The sequence below is a fragment of the Parapedobacter tibetensis genome (genome assembly GCF_024704835.1).
Taxonomy (GTDB): Bacteria; Bacteroidota; Bacteroidia; order Sphingobacteriales; family Sphingobacteriaceae; genus Parapedobacter; species Parapedobacter tibetensis.
In genome coordinates this window covers 306888-330826 of record NZ_JAMXBE010000002.1, presented here as the reverse complement: position 1 = coordinate 330826, position 23939 = coordinate 306888, and the positions used below count along the sequence as shown (strand labels likewise).

Sequence of the window (23939 nt, the reverse complement as noted above, 5' to 3'; positions counted from 1 at the left end):
ATGATGAAAAGTATACTAATCACTGCAATTACGCTGCTGTTGTTTTCAGCAAATGTCAGCGCCCAAACCGGCTTTGACGGCATCAACTACCAAGCAGTAGCACGAAACATCGATGGTACGGTACTCGCCGAAAAGCCCATCAGGGTACGGATTTCCGTAATTGGCGAAAACGCCGCAGGCGAAGTCCAATACCGGGAAGAACACCAATTGATAACGAATAAGTTGGGCTTATTCACCTTGCAAATCGGCAAGGGGCAGCCTGGCCTGGGCACGTTCAATGCCATTCCTTGGCAAAACGCCAACCAGTTCCTGAAAGTGGAGCTTGCCCTCAACGGCGGTACATTCACGGAATTGGGCACCACCCAATTGATGAGTGTCCCTTTCGCATTGTATGCTGCATCGGGTGGAGGCTCACCAGGAGAGACGGGACCACAAGGCCCTGCAGGTTCGCAGGGACCGCAGGGTCCACAGGGTGAAAAAGGCGAAAAAGGGGATCCGAATGGTCCGGCTGGGCCGCAAGGTCCTCAAGGTGAAAAGGGCGATACAGGTGAGCAAGGGCTACCGGGTATTGCCGGGCCACAGGGATCCGAAGGACCACAAGGCCCCCAGGGCGAAAAGGGCGATGCGGGTGAGCAAGGACTGCAAGGTGTTGCCGGGCCACAGGGATCCGAAGGATCGCAAGGGGCCCAAGGTGAAAAGGGCGATACGGGTGAGCAAGGGCTACCGGGTATTGCCGGGCCACAGGGACCCGAGGGACTGCAAGGCCCTCAAGGTGAAAAGGGTGATACCGGTGAACAAGGACTGCAAGGTGTTGCCGGGCCACAGGGACCCGAAGGACCGCAAGGCCCCCAAGGTGAAAAGGGCGATGCAGGTGAGCAGGGCCCCGCGGGAGCTGATGGCGTGCTTACAGGTGAGGCCGGAGGCGATTTAACCGGCAATTACCCAAATCCCGTAGTAGCCAAGATACAAGAACACCCTGTTTCAGCTGCTGCTCCTATACTGAATGACGTGTTGAAATATGACGGTGCCCAATGGATTCCGTCACCCATGGGAGGAGGAGGGTTTACGCTTCCATTTATTGCTACGGAAAATATGCCAAACACCTTATTTTCCATCACCAATGAAGGCGATGGTACAGCGGGTAACTTCGAGCTCAACAATACCAATGGAACCAAACCAGCATTAATGGGCGTGGTCAACTCCCAGGTGGGCGACCAGCCTGCGGCCGGCGTGTATGGTGAGGCAACAGGCACGGGTGGATTTGGTGGAGTTTTCCAATCCTCCAACCCAAATGGCAACGGCCATGGATTAGTAGCCTTGGTTGAGGGCAATGGACATGCCCTTGTCGCATCTTCCAAAAAAGAAGGAAATGCACTGGATGCTACGGTAACGGGTGGAGGCACCGCTGTTTATGGGCATGTACCTACCGACGGCCAGGGAAGAGCCGCATATTTTATTAACGGAAACAGCGACAATTCGCTGCCGACACTGACCGTTCAAAGCAATAGCCTGATTGGCTATGGCGGTTATTTCACATATAACAACGCAAATGGCACCGGTCATGCGCTGAGGGCAGAGAACAATTCCAATGTGGGATCCGGGGGTTACGCCATCAATGCCGTAGCAAATGGAGCAGGTGGAGGGGCCGGTTTTTTCGGTATTCAAAATGCGTCTAACAATAAAACGGCGCTGTTGGTCGAAACCAACGGCGAAGGCAGCGCCATCAATACAAGGACGGAAAAAGGAGGAAATGCGTTGACTGCCCTGGCCTTAGGCAGCGGCAATGCCGTTTATGCCGCGAATTCGGGGACAGGCCATGCGGCCGAAATCAGAAACATTACCGCTGATAATACAAATCCCGCCCTGTATGTCCATACCCAGAGCACTACTGGTTCTGCCATCTATTCCGAAAATGCCGGATCAGGCATCTCCGCGGATATCAGAAATACAAACCCTGGAAATTTAAATCCTGCGCTGCATGTCGAAACCGCTAGTACCGGTGCCCCAGCTGCTCGTTTCAGGGGTAGCGGTACTGGGCCGCTCGTTGATGCCAGATCAGATGGCACAAGTGGGGGTAGTGGTTTTTTCTGGAACGTCAATCCCGCTAATACAAGCTTTGCGCTACGTGCCTCACATCAGGGTAGCGGAACCACGTTTTATGCTAACAATACAGGAACAGGCACAGCAATCCGCGCCGAGGCACAGGGCGCCCTTCCTGTTGTCGAGATAGCTAACGGCGTAGGCGCTACCGGACACGTCGTCAAAGTAACAAATACCCGCCCAACCAATGGCAGCACCGCCTTGGAGGTCGAAACCAAGAGCAATTTGGGCATGGCCGCTTATTTCTTAAGTAACAGCACAGGACCGACAATAAGAGCGAGAAACAATGGTGATGGCGGTGCCGGCGAGTTTATTGCTAGCAATGACAATGGTGGTAGCCAACCGGCGCTGCGCGCACAGCAGATGAGTACCTTGGGGGCAGCGTTCATGGCCAACAGTATAAACAACTCTACCGTTATGCAAAGTACAGACAGTGGAACTGGAACAGGAAGTTTGCTGGCGTTAACCCGAACAAACGCAGCGAGTCTCACTGATGTATTCCTCGTGAATTCAGTCGGCAGCGGCAACCTGGCCGTGTTCCACAGTAATGGCGCTAACCGTGCCCGGATCAATGCAGCCGGTGTTGGTTTTTTCAATGGAGGAACGATTAATGGAGGCGCCGACATCGCCGAAGCATTTGATGTAATGGGATCGATTGAACAATACGAACCGGGCGATGTGCTGGTCATTTCCATGGATGAAGACCGGACCGTAATGAAATCAGCCGAGCCCTACTCGGATGTCGTAATTGGCGTATACGCCACGAAGCCGGGTGTACTGCTCACCGAGGAAGGCATCGATGATGACATCTCCCACATGGTACCCATGGGCGTGGTAGGGGTAATCCCTACCAAAGTATGCCTGGAAGGCGGCCCCATTAAGCGGGGAGATTTACTGGTTACCTCATCAATGCCCGGAGTGGCGATGAAAGCCGAAAAAAGCAAAGTCGGCATTGGACAGGTGATAGGCAAAGCGTTGCAGCCCTATGATGGTGTGGACGTGGGAAAGATCCAGGTGTTCGTCAATGTAAAATGATGACAACCGGTTATTCCACATGGACCAAAGCAAGCTGTATCTCCACCGAGGTACCTGTTCCCTTGCCTTCGAAGTCGACAAGGTCTCTGATGATAAAGGATAACACACGGCCTGCCGCTTTATTGAATGCTGCAATGCGTTTGCGGGTAATGGCAATACCGAGTGACTTGGTGGAGATGGATAAATTGCTATCGGCTTTTACGGGAACTGCTCGACCGACACCATCATCGGTAATGGAACAGCATAACTTACCACCTTCGGATATCAGAAACTGGATCGTGATGGTTCCACACGCCTGCTTGGGAAGCAACCCATGGATAAGGGCATTTTCAACAAAGGGTTGTATGAATAGCGGGGGTACCCAAATTTTTGTGGGGTCGATATCAGGGGGGAGCACAATGCTCATGGAAACATGGTCGCCGAAACGGAGCTGCTCAAGGTGGATATATTGGTTCACCATATCCAGTTCTTCGGCGAGCGTGATGGTAGGAGCCTCGGCATTTTCCAATACCTTACGCGTAAGCCGGGAAAGGCCAACCAAATAGCTCGCTGCTAATTGCCCATCATGCTGGTGAATCATGCTATTAATACTATTTAGGCAATTATTCAGGAAGTGGGGGTTCATCTGCGAACGCCAAGCAATATCCTCCAACTCGTCTGTCCGCCGTTGATAAACCGTGTACATACGTGTTGTTTTTATTCGGAGGTACCATAAGCAACAGCACGCTGTAACGAATGAAGAAGCTGCTGCGATGAGAAAATAGCTAGTCATGCATATGTTGATAGGCTAAGTAAAGTAAGTGAATTTAAGGCAGCTATCATAACAAAATAAAAACAAAGTTTCAATTTAACAAACAAATGAAGCATATAGGAATAATTGGGGCCGGAATTAGTGGCCTCACCACAGCAAAAGCCTTCTTACAAAAAGGCTATCTAGTAACCGTATTGGAAAAGTCTGATGGAGTGGGCGGTGTATGGCATAAGAGCCGCTCCTATGCGGGGGTGACTACGCAGACCACCCGCGATGAATATTCCTTTTCTGATTTTCCAATGCCAAAGAATTATCCCATGTGGCCTACAGGTAATCAGATGCAGGAATACCTAGAAAATTATGCCGTGCATTTTGGCGTCATGCCCCACATCCGCTTTGGTGTTGTCGTAAAAAACATGTATTACGACGGCTTCAATTGGATTGTGAAGCTCAATGGCAACGAGACGCTCTCCTTTTCTTATGTAGTAGTCTGCACAGGCACATTCCATGAACCTTATATTCCTGAAATACCAGGCATAGCCTCTTATAAAGAGGCAGGTGGAACGCTGTTGCATTCATCCAGCATTTCATCTGCCGAACAGTTGGTCGATAAAGACGTGGCCATTATAGGTTTTGCCAAATCGGCTACCGATATTGCAGCCACAGCTTCCGAAATCAGCAAAAGCTGTACGTTGATTTACCGCCGTGCCCAGTGGAAGATACCTCGCTATTTTGGCAATAGCATCAACATGAAATACCTGCTGTTTTCTCGTTTTTCCGAAGCATTTTTCGACGCCCGTAAAAAAACAATATTTCAACGTGTCCTGCATTCTGTGGGTAAACCTATGGTATGGATACACTGGCGAATGCTCGAACTTTTGTTGAAAAAACAATTTGGACTGAAGAAATGTGATATGTTGCCAGCGCATCGCATTGAAGACCAGATTAGCTGTAGCTTGGGGGTTGAACCAGTAGATTTCTACAAGAAAGTCGCCACACGGCAGATACAATCTATTTGTTCCGAAATTGAACGTTTCGAAGGTCGAGATGTGGTATTGAAAAACGGGCAGGTCATACGGCCAGATCTTGTGGTATTTGGTACAGGTTTCACGCAACGCTTGCCATTCCTTCAAGTGCATTACCAAGAAATGATTACCAACGCAAATGGCATGTACACCCTCTACCGGAACATTCTACATCCGGACCTCCCGCAAATGGGATTTGTTGGATTCAATTCGAGCTTATTCACCACGCTTACTTCCGAAGTGGCAGCCCATTGGTTGGTAGCCGCCTTGTCGGGAGACCTTATCCTTCCCCCCGCCGAAGAAATGCTACGTGAAATGAAACGCATGGAGAAGTGGCGATGCGAAGGAAGACCCATTGCTTCAGAATTTAGTGGCTTATGCGTGGCCCCGTTTAATTACCAGCATTTAGATGAATTGATGAACGATTTGGGATTCCGTACCCGAGCCTCCCAAAATTTTATCTATGAATTTTTCAAGCCTATCAATCCAAAAGACTATAAAAAAATGCTTTCAGGAAAATCAAAAGTGTTTTAGTGCCTTTTTTACTACCTTAGCAGTGAAGTAATTGGCTAATGATTCGTTTTAAGAAATATATACTTGTGCTATCTATCACATTGGTTATGATGGGTATAGGTATTATTTCAGCTCAGGAAACGGACAGTTGGGCACAGGTACAACACAACAAAGGGGGGACCATTACCGCCCTGTGGTATGATATAGACCCCTTTATATTTGAAGATCACAACGGCACCCTTCAAGGTGTCGAATATGAATTGATGGAGTCTTTTGTCGAATGGATCAAGAAGAAATATGGTTATGAAGTTACCGTCCAATGGAAAGACGCGGGGAGTTTTGATGGCATTTATGACCAAGTTCGGGAGACCCAAGAAAATGGGGTGTTTGGATGGTCTTTTTTCTCCATCACACCAGAAAGGCAAAAAGAAGTCCGGTTTACCCCCCCGTATATGCCGGACATCAATGTATTGGTAACTAATGACTTTATGCCTTTGTTTGGCAATGAATCTGCATTTTTGGATACCATACCCCATCTGCATGGATATACGATGCGACATACCGCCATGGAGCAGGATATGGACACCCTTACACATGGACATCGTATTCCAATCTCACGCCAATACGATGACTATGAAATATTGAGAAAAATTGCAGCAGAAAAAAATGCGTTCGGGTACGTCCCTCTTACCGTGTATGTAGTGAGTCTGCAAAAAGGGATTAAAGTGAAAAGACAGCACCTGTTTGCAAAGGAACGGGACGGACTGTCCGGTATATTCCCGATAAACAGCGATTGGCAACCCGTGGTGAATGAATACTTTCAGAGTTTCGAATGCAAACGACTGGTGAGTGATCTACTATCAAAGTATCTAGGTAGTGAAATTGGGGAAATCATCATGGAAGGTCCCGGCGCCAGCGCTGAAGGGCAGCGTGACGCTGAACTTGAACTACTCACCAAAGAACGAGAAATTGTATCGCAGCGATTGGTAAGCACGTTGCTGGCGGCCGAACGCGATAAAATACTGCGCAATGTGAGTATTCTGTTCATCATCATCGTGATTGTGATAGCGGTGTTGATGTACAATAGATACCGGATGAAAACGCATCTGACTAAATTATTGACGCAGCGCAATGCGGTAATTGGGAAACAAAATCGGGACATCGAACGCATCAACCGAAAACTGCATATGCGTGTGCTGCAAGCCCAAGTAAATCCCCACTTTGTATTTAATTCACTCAATGATTTACAATACTACATTAACAAGGGTGATACCCAAATTTCGTTAAGTTATGTCTCGCGCTTTTCCCGTTTTATCCGTGAACTACTTACCCAAGCAAATGTGCCCGAGATTACCTTGATGCAAGAGGAGAAATTTCTAGCGCTTTATCTAAATCTCGAAAAAATGAGGTATGCTGGAAAGTTTGACTATAGCATTGAAACGGATGAGGATACGCCTGCGGATTTATCAGGTCTGCCCCCGCTCATTATCTACCATTATGTAGAAAACGCATTATACCATGGTATCCTTAATCTGGATGGTAAAGGAGAAATCAACATATCCTTCAGCTACCAGGCTCCTCATTTAGTTTGTACCATCACCGACAATGGATGTGGAAGGAAAGCGGCCAAAGAGCGGAACCAAAAACGCGATTCGAATGATACAACACCTTATAAACGACTCCTTCAGGATCGAATTCATATTTTGAATGATGAGCTGTCCAATCGAATAACCGTCGATGTCCGAGACCTAGTGACGCCCGATGGAAAGCCCGCAGGCACCAGTGTGGTACTACATATCGTCGTCAGCTCACGCGTTCAAGATCCAGTTATACTTGATTACTAATAGCGGCAATGCAAAAAGCAATAATCATCGAAGATGAGGCCCGTGGCAGGGAATTATTACATGATCTCGTAAAAATGAATTGCCCGGAAATCGAGGTTGTAGCCTTGGCGGGCACCATTGATGAAGCGGTCACGCTCATCAGGGCACATAAACCAGATTTGTTATTTTTGGATATTGAACTTCAAACCGGAACCGGATTTGAAATTCTCCAGCAAATATCTGACCTGAGCCCGGCAGTCATATTCACCACGGCGTACGACCATTATGCCATCAGAGCCATCAAGTTCAGCGCAGCCGACTACCTGCTCAAGCCGATTGATATCGACGAATTGAAGGAAGCGGTGGCTAAGGTATTGGAGCGGAATAAGGAAAGCCATCAGCAAATGATGACTTCCCTGATGCACAATTTGGAACAACTGCAGCGTAATCGCCAACCCACCCTTACCCTCTCCCTAGCCAATGAACTTGAGTTTATTCCTTTGCAAGACATTGTCAGGATTGAAGCCGCCGGGGCTTACTCTACCTTCCATTTGGCAGATGGCCGGAATATCATGGTGAGCAAAAACCTCAAAGAATATGAATTACTGCTGATGGGCCATCAATTTATGCGCATACATAACTCCCATATCATCAACCTCAATAAAATTAAACGAATGCTCAAAACAGACGGAGGTTATGCAGTCATGAGTGATGATTTCCCGGTGATTATATCGCCAAAAAAGAAAGATGAATTTCTTCGTATGATGAATACCAAGAATCTTTAAAATGGCCTTCATTCCTCTTCAAACTTCCAGCGCACGAACGCTTCGATGGCCTCATATTCAGCCATACCCAGTCCGTCATATAACCGGGCGGTTTCACGTGTACGTTCCTCTGCACGCACCCAGAATTCGCGGGCATCATCGCCGGGAAATACCGGCACATCTTTCTGCGACTGGTGTTTGAAGATCGCGTGACGCTTGCGCAACACTTCCTGTGGGGAGAGCGGTACCGCCATCTCAATCTCATGGATTTCAAACTCATGCCAAGCCCCACGGTAAAGCCATACCCAGCAGTCTTGGGTCCACGCTTCCGTTTCACGGAGGCGTTTCATGGCATTGTGAATGATATCAAAACACACCTTATGCGTGCCATGCGGGTCAGCAAAGTCGCCCGCGGCAAAGATTTGATGGGGCTTAATACGTTGCAGGAGCTCCATGGTCTGCTGGATGTCATCTTCGTAATCCTGTTCCTTGCTGTATTTGCCGTGGTCATAGAAGGGCAGGTTTTGGAAGTGGATGTTTTCGTCCGGTAGGCCCGCAAAACGGGCACCTGCTATGGCCTCCCCCTTGCGGATAAGTCCTTTGACGGTGAGCAGCTCCGGCGTATCAACTTGGTTGGGCTTCTTGTCGACAAGAAACCGACGGGCATCCTTATAGAGCGCTTCCAATTTTTGTGTGTCGATTCCCTGCGATTTGACAAAATCAGTGGCAAATTCGACGAATCGCAGCGCATCGTCATCCCATACGGCCGTATTACCCGACGTCTGGTAGGCAACATGCACCTCATGGCCCTGGTCTGCCAAGCGGATAAACGTGCCACCCATTGATATCACGTCATCATCGGGATGCGGGGAAAAGATGACGGAGCGCTTCTTGCTTGGTTCGCGCCGTTCCGGGCGCTGACTATCGTCTGCATTGGGCTTACCTCCTGGCCACCCAGTGATGGTATGCTGCAGTTGGTTAAAAATATCGATATTGATATGGTATACGGGGCCTTTCTCCGTAGCAAGCTGGGCCATACCGTTGTTGTTATAATCATCTTCGGTAAGCTTGAGCACAGGTTTCTTAAGCGTGTGCGAGAGCCATACGACGGCCTTCTTGATGGTCCGGCGATCCCATACACAATCCTTCACGAGCCAAGGCGTATCGAAGCGGGTCAGCTGTGAAGCCGCGTCCACGTCGAGCACAAATTCCACGTTTTCCGAAAGCTGGAGATAGGTGGCCGGAACATCCGAGGAGATCTCGCCCTCTATCGCTTTCTTCACGATTTCAGCCTTTTTCTCATTCCATGCCATCAGGATGATTTCGCGGGCCTTGAAGATGGTACCGATACCCATGGTGATGGCTTTGGTCGGTACGTTCTCCTTACCTCCAAAGTCACGTGAGGCATCCCGGCGGGTCAAATCATCCAAGGTAACCAGCCGTGTCCCCGAGTTGGGTGCCGAGCCCGGTTCGTTGAACCCGATGTGGCCTGTACGGCCAATGCCCAGTACTTGTAGATCGAGCCCGCCTAAAGCCGTGATTTTTTGCTCATAGGCCAGGCAATAGTCGTGGATTTCTTCCATGGGCAATGTCCCATCGGGTATGTGCACATTGCCCCTTTCGATATCCACATGGTTAAAGAGGTTCCTATTCATGAACGTCACATAGCTCTGCTCTGAATCGGGTTGCATGGGGTAGTACTCATCCAGGTTGAAGGTAATCACGTTTTTGAAACTCAGTCCTTCTTCCTTATGCAGGCGCACCAGCTCTGCATACACATTTACAGGGGTTGCACCTGTAGCAAGGCCAAGGATGGCCTGCTCACCTTTTTCTTGTTTGCTGCGGATCAGGTCGGCGATACGCTGGGCCACAGCAATGGAAGCTGTGGTGGGGTCGGAGTAAACGCTTACAGGTACCTTCTCGAAGCGTGTCTCTTCCAGTAAATTTAATCTTGCCATTGTAAGGAATTACGTATAAGGTGAGACGCAAAAATACACAGTTATTTGAAAAAAATAGCAAAAGATGGCATCACTTTTTCAATTTTCTTCCAAAACGTGAGATGCAATCGTGTGCGCTAATTTTCAAAATAACTGTGCAAGCGTCACCTCGTTATCCACATATTGATCTTTGTATTCATTCTTAGCAATACCGTAGGTAGTAATGAACGTGGTGAACGTAGTCTTTTTGGACTTTAACGCATTTTTGTAGGCCAGCGTTTTGTGGTGTAGCTTTTTGTTGTGGGCGGGATTTTCCTATAAACTTTAGGTAGAATAACGAGTATTCATCGGTGAGCCGGATAATGGCGTCTTTTGATTTGCGATTGATGGGCAAGTAGTTGGTAATAAACTATTTGCGTAGCATGCCTTGCGGCGAAAAGCAAAGATCGTCGATATTATGTGTGGCACTTTTGCCGGATCTGATCAGGTCTAGGTAGTGGGGTATCCCGCCAATAGTCATGTACAACTCGGCAATCTGGTAGTCATTCAGTTTAACCCTTTTGTAGTGGAAAAATTCTTTAGTCTCCCGGAGCGTAAATGGCAATAACCGGATCTGACGGGTGATGCGGTTGTGGAGACCGTCCTTGTTGAACAGTATTTTTTCGATCATCCACGATGCAGCGGATCCGCATATAACGACGATGATATCAGTTCGTTTGGTACACCAAGCATTCCAAAAGTAATCAAAGGCATAGCGATTTCCTCGACTCTGCCAATTACTTGTTGTTCCATTTGATAAGATTCATTTGCGCCAAAAGCACACAAAATAGTTGACTGTTGGCGCGATTGAATACTAATAGTATAGAATACGAGGCGTTGGAGACATGGCAAACGATTGACTAAATCTTGTCGATTTAACACAACCGATTGCGTAAATTAAACAAACGGTTGCGTTGCGCAATGTCTTTTTTTTGTCATAAATATACTTTAACATTGTTTAACAATTGAGGCAGCTGCACAGAAAATTGTTGCCTCCCATGCTAACTAATTTTTAAAGAAAGATTATTTGAGGAAGGGATAAGCACGTTGAACAACAGACGATGGAGTATCTCATTCTAGAAATAATTTTAAGCCCCGATAAATTGACGACTAATCTTATTGTTTATGAAGCAATGTTTTACTATGACAGTGTTTTGGCTTGCGATATGTATCGCCAATGCACAACAAAAAACGGTAACTGGTGTCGTGCGCGATAGCGATGGCTCCGCGTTGCCCGGTGTTACTGTATTTGAGAAGAATGTATCCGCCAACCAAGTGCAGACCAACGACGATGGTCAATTTTCGATTACTGTAGATGGCAGCAAGAGTAGCCTTATCTTTACCTACGTAGGCTATCGGCCTCAAGAGCTGACTGTCGGATCGCGTACGCTCTTAGATGTTACGTTAGTGGAAGACGTTTCATCACTGGATGAAATCGTGATTGTCGGCTATCAACGTCAGTCGCGGAAAAAAACGACCGGCGCGATGCAGATTGTTGGTGGTGAAGAAATCGAGAATTTACCTGCGCCAAGTTTCGAATCCTTACTTCAAGGTCGCGTATCGGGGGTAAACATCCAGAACTTCTCGGGGGCACCGGGTGCGCGCAACACATTCACGGTGCGCGGTAATACCACTATATCACAAGACCTTAGCTCCGAGATCGATCTCGCAAACACCTTAAGTTCGCCGCTTTTCATCATCGATGGTATGCCGGTATCGACCAATGACCTCGCCGGATCGATGGCCACCGGAACCAACTACATTGCCGGCATCAATGTGAACGATATCGCGATGATTACCGTACAGAAAGACGCCGCTGCTACCGCGGTATGGGGGTCGCGGGGAGCAAATGGTGTGATTCTCATTAACACCAAAAAAGGAAAAACCGGCAAGCCCAGTGTCCGTGTGGGCTACTATGCGGGCATGACACAAACCCCCGAACTCCAACGAACTATCGCCGGTCTGCAGGAACGCCGGCAAAAAATGGGACTCATCAAAGAATACGGTACGCACCAGCAACTTGCCAATATTCCGCAGGTCCTGACCGACAGTCTCAATCCGAGTTTCAATAATGCCACGGACTGGCAAGAGTTGTTCTACAATACCGGAATGCTCCAGAACATGGATGTCAATTTCTCGGGTGGCACCGAGCAATTGAACTACCGACTTGGGTTGAACTATTACGATGAGGAGGGTATTGTTCGAAATACCGGCTTTACCCGTTATTCCCTACGCGGTAACTTTAACTTTAACCTTTTTCCCATCGCACGGACCAGCCTCATCGTTGCCGCTTCGCGGATGAACCGTAAACGGGGGCTGGGGCGAAATCCCATCGACGAAATTACGCCGATAAATGCCACCTCCCTCCCGGCATCGTTTGTCCGGTTGGAAGATGCCGATTACGACTTTTACTACGGGCAATATGACCAGTTACGGGACGACAACATCACCGATGCGCTCAGCTTATTTTCCCAAACAGATATCGACCTCCTAAAGAATCTCACCTACAGTTTTCAAGGATCTATACAGGGCACATTGGACCGCCGCGACCGGTTCATGCCTACCACCATCGCGACCGAAGGCGAATCGTTCGCCTCATCTGAAAAGAATGACAACTATGTGTACAACATTGCCAATGTACTGAATTATACACAAACCATTGGTAATGACCACACATTCATCCTCACCGGGATGCAATCTTTTGACTATACCCAGCACAAAAGATCATACCTCATCGGGTATAACGTACCCACCGACGACATCGAGGTCGTAACCGGCATCGCACAGCGAGACCTCTCGGGTTTTTCCGACATCCGCGAGGCAGGATTGCTGTCCTTTATGGGACAATTTGCTTATGACTACAAATCAAAGTATATCTTAAATGCCTCTTGGCGAGCCGATGCTTCCTCGCGGTTCGGTACGAATACCAAATGGGGCTATTTTCCGGCAGTATCAATGGCGTGGAATGTTTCTGATGAGCCATTCTTACAGGACGTCGCATGGCTGAGCTCGTTGAAGCTCCGTGCAAGCTGGGGAGAATCCGGCACCTTGCCGCGCGACTTCTACGCACCATTCAACGTCTGGGATTTACCATCTACGACCTATGGTGGCAATACCATTGCCGTCCCATCGTTTAACCGGCCATTGACGCTCGATATCCTGACGTGGAACAAATCAGTACAAACGAACATCGGGACGGATTTCTCGCTTTTCCAAGGGCGGTTGAACGGTATGGTTGATGTGTACCGCAAAGAGACCAAGGACCCCATCATGTCTTTCGACTTTCCTTTCTATACAGGATACACTAGCCTGTCGTATAATGTACCGATGAATATACTCAATGAAGGGGTCGATGTACAGCTCACCTCACGCAATCTGAAAACTTCTAGCCCGTTGCAGTGGTCTACCACTCTCAATCTGAGCTATAACAAAAACAGGTTGGGCTCGCTGCCGAATGGCGATCGCTCGTTTTACCAAGACGCCCGCGGTGGACAGCAGCTACTATTTTCGGTGGGCTCGCCCATTTACCAATGGGCGCAGATGATCTATCAAGGCGTTTATACCCATGCCGACGAAATCCCGGTCAATCCGGTGACGGGTAGCAGGCTCACCTATTTCAAGGGCAACTATGCCGTGCAACCCGGTTTTCCCAATTGGCAAGATATCAACGGCGATTGGGATGTGTGGAGTGACGAAGACCGCGGTGCGGCCGATGGTGACTTGACCCCCACGGGCGACCCTAATCCACACTTTACCGGTGGATTGTATAACGAATTTACTTGGAAAAGTGTGTCCCTTGGGGTACTCGGTGTATTCACTTTCAAACGAGACATCATCAATACCTTTTTGGCCGACCAATACAGTGGCGTTTGGAATTTCGCCAGCAATGGCATCAGCGATTTCGCCAACCAGCGGCTCCCCGATTATAGCGAAGTCGACTACTGGACGCCCAGTAAGGCCCAAGACCCCAACTACCAGGCGGAATTCCCATCGCTCAGCCCGTATGGACCGAATTACTACCAGTTTCTTCCGTTCAGTACGATGTGGAACGAAAATGGCAATTATTTCAAAATCAAGACCGTGACAGTAGGATATAACTTTTCCCCACGGCTGCTGAGCCGAACTGGAATGGGAATCCAAGGTATACGCTTGTATTCTATCATGGATAATATCCTAACCTTCCAGTCGGCCACGGTTCCTGATGCCGAACTTATTACCCCCCAAGGAGAATATGACGGCGGTGCTTATCCCCTCCCACGTAAATTCACGTTCGGCTTGGAGATTACCTTTTAATTGATAACGTTGAAATGAGAAGAATCATGAAAAAACGACTTTATAAACTATCCATATACCTGATGGCCATAGCCATTACTGGTAATGCACTTGTAGGATGCGAAAAATACATCAACCTGGAGCCGAAAAACTCAACCTATGATGGCGTGTTCTGGGTTAATGGTGCCAACGTGCAAAAAGCACTTTCTGGTGCCTATAGCATGCTTCGAAGTGCTTTACGACAAGACCGGAGTTATTTTATATTCGGAGATGTAGCTGCCAATAATTTTGTATTGGGAGGTGATTTCTGGAACTATAATACATTTGTCGAAAGCGGCAATTTCCGATTCGGCTATGCCCCTTACCTAGAAGCCTCGGTATGGAACTGGAGCCGGTTTTATGGCATCATCAACCAGTGCCACCTCATCGTTGAAAATACCGCTGCCATCGACGTCTCCAAATTCAGCGGTGGCGAGGCCCAGCAACGGCAGCTCGAAGGCGAAGCTCTCTTCCTACGCGCTTTTACCTATTTCTATATGCAGCGCGTTTGGGGCGATGTAGTATTAACCAAAGAATCATTCCGCGACCCCCAGAATATTCCTATCATACCGCGCATCCCGGAAGAAGAAACATTGGCCTTCTGTATTGAGGATCTGGAAAAAAGCATCACCTTGCTGGATAATACCAGCGATAAAACACTGGCCAGCAAAGGGGCGGCCCAAGCGTTGCTCGCCCACATCTACGCTTGGAAACACGATTACCAGCAAGCCGAATCCTATGCGGATGACGTTATTGCAGGTCCATATGGGTTAGAATCCATCGAAAACTATATCGATATCTGGAAGGGCAACTCGCAGGAAAGCATCTTCGAGCTGAACATGCTGTTTGATGCGGTAGGCAACGAAGCCACAGCGGGATTTTTCAATATCTTTTTGACTGACCCCTTCATCCGAAACAAATCAGCCGCGTCATCTTGGACAATCGGCGACGAAGTTTCCCAGTTGCTGTTCCACCAAGAGGAAGCCCGGTTTGACACCATCACCACCGCCGGAGCAAGTTCGACAATGCTGTTGAATAAGTATAGAGGAGTCGACTATTATGATGCCAATAATCCCAATGAATATGTGGTAAGCAACAACCTTGTGCTATATCGGCTGGCCGACCTCTACTTGCTTCGCGCAGAAGCTCGCTTCAAAAACGGCAACGAAGCCGGTGCACTGGCCGACCTTAACTTTATCCGCCAACGAGCTAAATTAGCTGACTTCACCGGTTCGGGCGATGCGCTCTTCAACGAAATCTTTGACGAGCGGCGACGGGAACTCATTGGCGAAGGCCATACGCAATTTGACATGATCCGCATGGAGCAACTGCAACGGCTCTACCCTTCACAGTATACCAACGAGCGGATTGCGAAACAGGGATATTATTGGCCTTTAAACATGCGTGAACTGCTTCCCCAAAACCCAGAACTGACCCAAAACGAGTGGTGGAGTGCAAACTAATGACCAACATAAAATCAAACAACAATGAAAATAGCCATCAATTATATTGTATTTGCTGCAGCACTGACGTTTGCTGTAGCCTCCTGTAAGCAAGATGACTACTTTGTGGGCGGAGACCTCCATAACCCGAATGTACCGCATAACACGTATGACTTCCTGAAAAATAATGACCGTGGGTTGTTTGACACGCTATTGATGCTCGTCGACGCCGCCGGTATGCAGGAAGAGATTAACCAATCGGGTATCACATTCTTTGCCCCCACGGATTACTCCATCAAGAATTACGTTGCAGCCCGCACAGCAATCGAGCAAAACATCGATCCTTTTCGGATGTGGACCGTCGACTCCATCATGAAGTACGAGTTACCGCAATTCGCGGATTCCCTACGCATGTACATCATCCCCGAGCCGATTACGTATGAAGATCTGAATCTAAATGGCGAAGGCATACTCTACCAGACGCTAAACAACGACTACGTGGCTGTTACCTACGAAGAGACCAATGACCCCGCATTAGGATATAATCCCAACAGTTCCCATTTCCCACGGATCATGTACTACAACTACTTAAAAATTCCTAGTGGTACAACACCGGATCTTAGCCCCGGCTCTTCCCTTTCTTTCATTCGTACACGGGTACAGACGTCTGGAGTGATCAGTACGACAGGGAGAGTCAATGTACTGGAAAATGGCCATCAGTTGTTTTTCTTTAGGCAAAACCTATAACGTAATAATATATAGATACGTACATTTCAAATTCATAAGAACATGAAACGCAATATAAGACTGAATATTCTGATAGCCGCATCCCTCGTCGTGATGGTTGCAGCTTGCAAAAAAGTCCCCGATGGCTTTCTAAGCGATTACATACGATACGAAGAGCTTCCTATTAATGTGCCGCAGGGTCGTGCGTACGTCAGCTATGCACTCAATCCCGATGGTTCAAACAAACCGGCAAAAATCAAATTGCTCCATATTTATGACAAAGTCTCGGGCGATGACGTAACCGACCTCTTTATGCAAAAATATGAACTTCCGGTATGGACGGGGTATTACGATCCGAAGGTCGACACGACATTGGAACTCATCGATGCCAAACGAAAAGATTCCTTGGTTTATCCGATCAGCATCAATGAAGCCAGTGGGCAGCTGGAAGCCAATCGCGGAACAGTGAATCTGCCATTAGGTTCCTATGAGTTCGACTTGGAAGTCACGAACTCTGCGGGTACGAAACATTACCCCCTAATCGGTGAATTTAACTTGAACGAAGCGCCCTTTTTTGAAGTTCCTGCTGTACGCAGCACGGTGGCTATGAAGGTTGGCGAGGAGTCGACCACCAAGCTCCTCCCCGCCGGCGGAATTGAAGTAAATCGTATCGGAGATGATGAAGACAAGATCATTGTGCGTATCGTAGACAAAAATGGTGTGCCGTTCAATCCAGCAGCAGGGGAAATAGCCCGCAGACCCGCTTCAGGTACTGGCGGGGGCTGGCTGCAAACCATGCAGGACTATGCGTTGAGCTACGAAGTTTTTGAGGATCGAATGGAATTTGACTATGCAGTGGTGCCGTTTCCACTGAATTCGTTGGGAAATGGCTTCAACTATTATTACCGAATTCCCACTCAATATGTGCAATTTGACGAGGGCCTGGAGTTACCCAACGACACCTATTCTTGTAATGCCCGATTCTCTTTTAGAGCATTTTTACCCGGAACATACGAGATAAGGGTTATTGTTGACGGTATAACCAAACGATAATAACTCATGAGAAAAAACTTGCTTCTACTAATTTATCTTGCTTGTACTTTGCCTGTCGCGCAAGCACAATCCGCTAAAGAACTGGCTGCTGCTTATGCCGACCTTTCACTATTTGAGACACCGATGGCGCTATCCTTGAAGAAGGGAATAAAAAAGGGTGACATCGAAAAAATAAAGAATGACCAGTTAAGGGAAACAGCCCGCCTGCTGTTTACTAAGCAGTATAACACCAAATACCGCATGGCCAGTTATGAGGCTTATCTTACGCCCAGTACATTAGGCCAGCAATTAATGATTGGCGATGGCTATAGTAAATATGAAAATATTACAGGTATTTATTTACCTATAGGTAAGCATATTGTATTGGTTGATCATATCGCGCAGGATAAAGAAGTAAACCTTGTTATACCCAATTGGAACCGGCGAGCTCCGGAAGGGATTGAGCCTACCAAAGATCCGGCAGGATGGGGCATTGTAAAACAACAATTCAGCTTGCATAATGGCGTAAATATAATCGAAGTAAAAGATTTTGACGGACTAGCTTATCTTGATTACTTCACGGACACTCCTGAAGAAGCAAAACCGGTGCAGGTGCACTTTCCAGCATCCTTAATAAATGGGTATTTCGATATCGCCATGCATAACAATACCGATTGGAATAACCTGATTAACAATGCTGTATATCCCATCATTGACGCAAAAGGCAAACATATCCAAATCGCATACCCTGCTGCTGATTGCAAGACATATGCTTACAATCGAGGTGTTGAATTAATCAGCAATTACGACTCATTGGTTTACCGCCAACACCGCGTCATGGGGTTGGTGAAATATAACAAAGTGCCCAACAACCACATACTGGCACGTGTCAACTACAATTACTACATGTTTCGTGATGGCGATGGCGTAGCCTATATGGGTACAGAGCCGGGCAATGCGATGCCTTTGGTGGTCGACCCGGACCGGGTAATATCAGGCGACCCCTGTTGGGGCTTTAGCCATGAAGTGGGACACGTGCATCAGTTGCGCCCCGCTTTCAACTGGGGCGGCTTGGGCGAGGTGAGCAATAATGTGTTTACCATGTATGTAACGACATCTTTTGGCGTTGAAAGTCGGCTATGGGGACAGGATAACTACCAAAAAGCGCGCGATAGCATCATCAACCGCAAGATCAGCTACCTGCAAGATGATGACGTGTTCAACCGGCTGGTGCCGTTTTGGCAACTGCAGCTTTACTTTTCAGGCGCTGGTGGCAATCCCGATTTCTATCCCGACCTATTTGAAGCATTCCGCACTGAAGGCACTGGTGACCATGCCAGTGGCAGGAGATCACGAAGGACCGGAGGATGGGGAGACCGAGGGAGTAATCCTGCCCAATACCAACTCACTTTTGTCAAGACCGCCTGCAAAATAGGTAAAGTAGATTTAACGGAATTTTTTGATCAATACGGTTTCTTCTATGTCGGCGATTTTGATTATAATGATTATGGAAATTATAGTTACAGCATGACCCAGGAAATGGTGGATACGTGCAAGGCTGAGATCAAAGCAATGAATTTACCAAAACCAACGGTCGACATCAGCAAACTGAGTGATTGAGTGCCTGGGAAAAATCAAACAAACGGTTGCGTTGTTCTGATATTTTGATAACTCGGCAAACTATCCGATACTTGTTAAACGAACAACGTGTGATATGTGGTTGCTGACTACCCTAAAATACTGATGTATGAAATACAATCGCAGAAATTTCTTGAGAAGCGCCACCCTCCTGTCCGGAGCCGTGGCCACATTGCCGGCCATGGCGCGTGAGGCACGTAGCAATAGCGAGTCCTGGATGCGCGATACCCAGCCTTCGCGCCCACAACGATTTAATATGAGCGGATACGCCGCCCCGAAAATCGATCAGGTGCGCATCGGCTTCATCGGCCTGGGCCAGCGCGGCCCGGGAGCGGTAAACCGGATGTCGCGCATTGAGGGGGTGGAGATAAAGGCCCTATGCGATAAGGATCCCGCCCGCGCAACCAAAGCGCAGGACATATTGGCAAAAAGCGGTCTTCCCAAAGCCAAGGAATATTCAGGAGAAGAAGGCTGGAAAGACATGGTGGCCAATGAGGAGCTCGACCTGGTCTATATCTGCACACCATGGCACCTGCATACGCCCATGTCGCTCTTTGCCATGGAACATGGTAAGCATGTGGCCTGTGAAGTACCTATAGCCGTTACGCTGGATGAATGTTGGGATCTTGTGGAAACATCCGAAAAAACCAAAAAGCATTGCATGATGTTGGAAAACTGCTGCTATGACTTTTTTGAGATGCTCACCCTCAACATGGCACGCAATGGAATGTTTGGGGAGATTGTCCATGCCGAGGGGGCGTATATCCATGACCTGCGCGACCTCAACTTTTCTAAAACGGGCTATACGGATATGTGGCGATTGGAACAGAATGCGTCACGCAACGGCAACCTATACCCCACCCATGGCCTTGGTCCCATTGCTCAATGCCTCGACATCAACAGGGGCGACAAGATGGATTATCTGGTATCGATGTCGACCAATGATTTTATGATGGGCGATACGGCCATAGAAAAGGCAAAGGAAGATGCGTTTTTCCAACCCTTTGTGGGTAGGCCTTATCGGGGCAATATGAATACCACCATGATCCATACCGCCAAGGGAAAGACAATGATGGTGCAACACGATGTGACTTCTCCCCGCCCGTATTCACGCATCCACCTCATTAGCGGCACCAAAGGCGTAGCTTCCAAGTATCCATCGCCAGAACGTATCGCTTTTGGCCACGAATGGGTCAAAGACGCAGAAATGAAGGAACTGGAAGCGAAGTATACCCCTCCATTAATCAAGCATGTGGGTGAGGTAGCCAAGCAGGTAGGTGGCCATGGCGGCATGGATTTCATCATGGACTGGCGGTTGATTGACTGCCTGCGCAATGGACTACCACTCGATCAGGATGTGTATGATGGTGCCTTATGGAGCAGTATCTTCCCATTGAGTGAGCGGTCCGTAGCCAAGCGCTCGCGCTCCCTGGATGTGCCTGATTTTACCCGTGGCGCTTGGCAGACCAACAAGCCGGTGGATCTCACCTTGGAGGGAGGAGCCACTACTGGCGTAAGGAAAACAGGGTAGTCAATATTCCTATGGAGCCCTACTGTCTCCGTAGCCGTTGCTCCAGGTATAATTCTACTTCCTCGTTGATACGGTGATAGGTATTGGATTCCTGCTCGGCTAATCGATCCGTGAAGAGGATACCATACAGGTGGTCGGTTTCATGCTGGAAAATGACGGCTGTAAAACCCTCCACCATTTCTTCATGGTGTTTACCGTCGATATCGTCATATTCCAACCGTATGGTATAATTCCGCAGCACCTGCCCCATCGTATCGGCAATGGAAAGGCAGCCCTCTACACCCTTACGCAGGAGCTTGGCGCGCCATGTGATTTTTGGATTGAGGTACAATTCCAACGGTTCCCCTGCCTTATCGAACCGTTGCACCCAAATGAGGTTGCGGTTTATACCTACCTGTGGGGCGGCGATACCCACACCGGGATGAAGAGAGTCCGTTACGGCGAGGTGCATCCGCTTCGCCAAAAGCGGCAGCAACGCTTCTTTTGAGTCAATGTCTGCCGACACGGATTTTAAGATATGAAGTTCATCGGGCACGGTGTCTTGGATTACGCGCATTAGTTTGGTTGTATCGCCAGACAAAATAAGGCTTTGCTCTTCGGCGCTAATAGGTTTGGGGGGAGTGGTGGGCTGTGGCCGCTGCTTCATTGGACCCGTGTATTTCCGCTCTCCCGCACGGATGGCCATATTCAGGTTGTTTTCGGCGGGTGGCACGGGGCAACGGTAGCCGCCACTATACGCGCAATAGGGATTATATGCGTGGTTGAAGTCAATCACGATATGCCCGTTCTGAATATCGCCAACGGACAAGTCGATATACCTTCCTCCACCATAGGTTTCATCGCCATTGGTCAAATCAGTGAACGGCAGAAAGAGGTGATCGCGATACATGGGATTGGCAAACAAATCCATGCTGCGGTAAAGGGTTAGTTCAGCCGTGTCCTTGCCGACGCTGAACCGTGCTTTGGCATACCGGATATATTCCTTGCTGGTACCATCGGAAGTGGGCATCCGGAAGGGTTGCTCGTTGTGCAGGTGTGCTACGGTAGCCACTACAAGGAAACTGCTGTCCGGATGATAATGATGCAGGTATTGGGTATCTGCTGTGGTCAATGGCCCCGTCGGATTTTTAGCAAAGCTTTCCAATTTGGCTTGGCGTGAAGCCAAAACGCGCTCTGCAAAGGATTGCCCGTAACTAAACCCTGAAACTGCAATAAACACAATTGCCAAAAGTACGCCTATCCCCAACCAATGTCTTCTTTGAGTCATGTTAATAAAATAATTGAAGTCTCGCAAAGATAATAAATCGTATCCTCCGTCGGTTGTTTTACCCTTCGAAAGAATAACCCTTACTATTGGCCTGCCTATCGGGTATGGATGCTCAGAAGACCTGAAGTTGAACCAACTAATCAACTAAGGTAAAAGGGCTCTTGACGGTTGGTTTAGGGATTTTCTGGCTTTCGGCGTATAATGAATGGTCAACTTCATTCAGCATCAATCATGTCATTAATCGTAGTAAAAGGGGACAATTGTCCTTCCGCTGCCTCTTGAAGAGATGCTGTGGCGCCCTTTATAACATGAGCTGGAAGTTCATCATCTTCCTTAATAAAACTAATCTTTAGCAGCCTGAGTACTGCTTCAACAGCGTTTAGTTGTTCGGCATTTTGAGGTTGCACAATTAACGTTTTCATTGTCAATAATTTCACCAATCTTAATTATCGGTAAAGATAAGAATAAATGGGATAATAAAAAAGACTGCTTCTCCATCCTTCAAGATCAGCGACCGTCATTCACCAATTGCCGACGACCCGAAGTAACCCAAAGCATCAAGTAGGTGAGCGCGGCATTGTAAATGATCAATTCAAACCCTACTGCATAGGCTGTGTGAGGCACTAAGATATACGTGTTGACCAAATAACAGAGTACCGGCGATAGCAGGCATATATAGGGCACAAGCCTATCGGTTACCTGCCGCTTGGTGAGGATACCGAATGCAAAGAGCCCCAACAAAGGGCCGTAGGTATAGCTGGCCGCCGTGAAGATGGCATTCACCACCGAATCGTCGTTGATAACCCTGAAAACCAATACCACAAGCAGCATAAGCGCCGAAAAAGCAAAATGCACTTTATTCCGTGTTTTAACCAATGCCCGGTCATTCGGGTCGATCTTTTTGTTGAAATTGAGAAAATCCACGCAAAACGATGTCGTCAGTGCCGTTAGTGCGGAGTCGGTGGTGGCGAATGTGGCTGCTGTAAGGCCCATCATGAAAACGATACCCGGCAGGATAGCCAGGTGATTAAGGGCTATCTCGGGGTACAGGTAGTCCGGTGTAGCCAGGGCAGCCGCATCAATCCCGTGTTGTCCGGCATACACATACAGCAATGCCCCCACCGAAAGAAAAAAGATATTGGTGATGACAAAAATGCCCGTAAATGTGAGCATGTTCTTCTGGGCTTCGCCGATAGTCTTCATGCTCAGGTTCTTCTGCATGAGATCTTGGTCGAGCCCCGTCATGCCGATGGTGACGAAGATACCACCTAGGAAATGCTTCCAGAAATGGGCACGGTTGCCCAGGGCATCCTCCCAAAAGAATATCTTGGAATAGCTGCTTTCCTTGACCGTTTCGATGGCTTGGACAAGGCCAAGCCCAAGGCTATCGGCCATGAAATAGATGGACAAAATCACTGCCAGCACCAAAAAGAATGTCTGCAGCATATCCGTGATGATAATCGTTTTGAGACCGCCTTTATTGGTGTATAACCAAATCAGGACTAAGCACAGAATGATCGTAACGGCAAAGGGGATATTCCAGGCATCGAAGATAAACCGCTGCAGGATGATAGCCACCAAATAGAGGCGGAATGCCGAGCCGATGGTGCGCGAGATCAGGAAGATCATCGCTCCGGTCTTATAGCTCCTATGCCCCAGGCGCTCCTCCAAGTAGGTATAGATGGATGTCAGTTGCATCCGGTAATACAATGGCAGCAGCACATAAGCAATGATGATAAAGCCCACAGCATTGCCCAATACGAACTGGAAATAACCGAAATCGCTTTTGCCCACCGCCCCGGGAACCGATATAAAGGTAACACCCGATAGCGTGGTACCAATCATACCAAAAGCCACCATGTACCATTTGGCACTCCTATTGGCCACAAAGAAAGTGGAATTATCCGCCGATTTCCGTGAAGTGTAGTAGGCGACACCTAACAAGATGCAGAAATAAACGACCAAAAAAAGGAGCAGGACAGTTGGAGTCATGTGGTATCTGTGT

At 48.2% G+C, this 23939-nt stretch carries 16 protein-coding genes; 10 read left to right on the top strand and 6 right to left on the bottom strand.

What is annotated here, in order from left to right; translation table 11 throughout:
* Positions 1–3: 3 nt before the first annotated feature.
* Positions 4–3135, top strand: coding sequence for a hypothetical protein (locus NF543_RS25400; protein ID WP_308378421.1), 3132 nt, complete (start codon positions 4–6; stop codon positions 3133–3135).
* A 10-nt stretch (positions 3136–3145) separates the two neighbouring features.
* Here the strand turns inward: NF543_RS25400 and NF543_RS03940 are convergent, their stop codons facing one another.
* Positions 3146–3820, bottom strand: a complete 675-nt coding sequence (locus NF543_RS03940; protein WP_257666806.1) for a sensor histidine kinase — start codon at positions 3818–3820, stop codon at positions 3146–3148.
* Between the two features lie 173 nt (positions 3821–3993).
* On the opposite strand from NF543_RS03940, the gene NF543_RS03935 reads away from it, so the two are divergent.
* The 3 genes from NF543_RS03935 (at position 3994) to NF543_RS03925 (ending at position 8032) form a co-directional block, all read left to right on the top strand.
* Entirely contained in the window at positions 3994–5445 is a 1452-nt protein-coding gene (locus NF543_RS03935) for a flavin-containing monooxygenase (RefSeq protein ID WP_257666805.1), read from the top strand.
* A 65-nt stretch (positions 5446–5510) separates the two neighbouring features.
* Positions 5511–7268 carry a histidine kinase gene (locus tag NF543_RS03930; protein WP_257666804.1) on the top strand — a complete coding sequence of 586 codons (1758 nt, stop codon included), beginning with the start codon at positions 5511–5513 and terminating at the stop codon, positions 7266–7268.
* A gap of 8 nt (positions 7269–7276) precedes the next feature.
* Positions 7277–8032, top strand: a complete 756-nt coding sequence (locus NF543_RS03925) for a LytR/AlgR family response regulator transcription factor (RefSeq protein ID WP_257666803.1) — start codon at positions 7277–7279, stop codon at positions 8030–8032.
* An 8-nt stretch (positions 8033–8040) separates the two neighbouring features.
* On the opposite strand, the gene nagB is transcribed toward NF543_RS03925, so the two are convergent.
* Complete coding sequence (nagB, locus tag NF543_RS03920) at positions 8041–9969, bottom strand: glucosamine-6-phosphate deaminase (protein ID WP_257666802.1); 1929 nt, start codon at positions 9967–9969, stop codon at positions 8041–8043.
* A gap of 388 nt (positions 9970–10357) precedes the next feature.
* A complete protein-coding gene (locus NF543_RS03915) occupies positions 10358–10618 on the bottom strand; it encodes an ATP-binding protein (protein ID WP_257666801.1) in 261 nt (86 codons plus the stop codon).
* Positions 10619–11130: 512 nt separating this feature from the next.
* Here NF543_RS03915 and NF543_RS03910 point away from each other — a divergent pair.
* The 6 genes from NF543_RS03910 (at position 11131) to NF543_RS03885 (ending at position 20667) form a co-directional block, all read left to right on the top strand.
* Positions 11131–14280: a SusC/RagA family TonB-linked outer membrane protein gene (locus tag NF543_RS03910; protein ID WP_257666800.1), complete on the top strand. Its 3150-nt coding sequence runs from the start codon at positions 11131–11133 to the stop codon at positions 14278–14280.
* A 26-nt stretch (positions 14281–14306) separates the two neighbouring features.
* On the top strand, positions 14307–15761 hold the full coding sequence (locus NF543_RS03905) for a RagB/SusD family nutrient uptake outer membrane protein (protein WP_257666799.1): 1455 nt from the start codon (positions 14307–14309) through the stop codon (positions 15759–15761).
* A 24-nt stretch (positions 15762–15785) separates the two neighbouring features.
* Complete coding sequence (locus tag NF543_RS03900; protein ID WP_257666798.1) at positions 15786–16487, top strand: fasciclin domain-containing protein; 702 nt, start codon at positions 15786–15788, stop codon at positions 16485–16487.
* A gap of 42 nt (positions 16488–16529) precedes the next feature.
* Complete coding sequence (locus NF543_RS03895) at positions 16530–17519, top strand: DUF5007 domain-containing protein (RefSeq protein WP_257666797.1); 990 nt, start codon at positions 16530–16532, stop codon at positions 17517–17519.
* A 6-nt stretch (positions 17520–17525) separates the two neighbouring features.
* Complete coding sequence (locus NF543_RS03890) at positions 17526–19118, top strand: M60 family metallopeptidase (RefSeq protein WP_257666796.1); 1593 nt, start codon at positions 17526–17528, stop codon at positions 19116–19118.
* Between the two features lie 127 nt (positions 19119–19245).
* Positions 19246–20667, top strand: a complete 1422-nt coding sequence (locus NF543_RS03885; protein ID WP_257666795.1) for a Gfo/Idh/MocA family protein — start codon at positions 19246–19248, stop codon at positions 20665–20667.
* 19 nt (positions 20668–20686) lie between these two features.
* Here NF543_RS03885 and NF543_RS03880 read toward each other — a convergent pair whose 3' ends face one another.
* The 3 genes from NF543_RS03880 to NF543_RS03870 form a co-directional block, all read right to left on the bottom strand.
* Positions 20687–21934 carry a DUF1684 domain-containing protein gene (locus NF543_RS03880; protein ID WP_257666794.1) on the bottom strand — a complete coding sequence of 416 codons (1248 nt, stop codon included), beginning with the start codon at positions 21932–21934 and terminating at the stop codon, positions 20687–20689.
* 215 nt (positions 21935–22149) lie between these two features.
* Positions 22150–22356, bottom strand: a complete 207-nt coding sequence (locus tag NF543_RS03875) for a DUF2683 family protein (RefSeq protein WP_257666793.1) — start codon at positions 22354–22356, stop codon at positions 22150–22152.
* 85 nt (positions 22357–22441) lie between these two features.
* The gene (locus NF543_RS03870) at positions 22442–23926 is read right to left on the bottom strand and encodes a sodium:solute symporter (RefSeq protein WP_257666792.1); all 1485 of its coding nucleotides are present in this window, start codon (positions 23924–23926) and stop codon (positions 22442–22444) included.
* Positions 23927–23939: the final 13 nt, after the last annotated feature.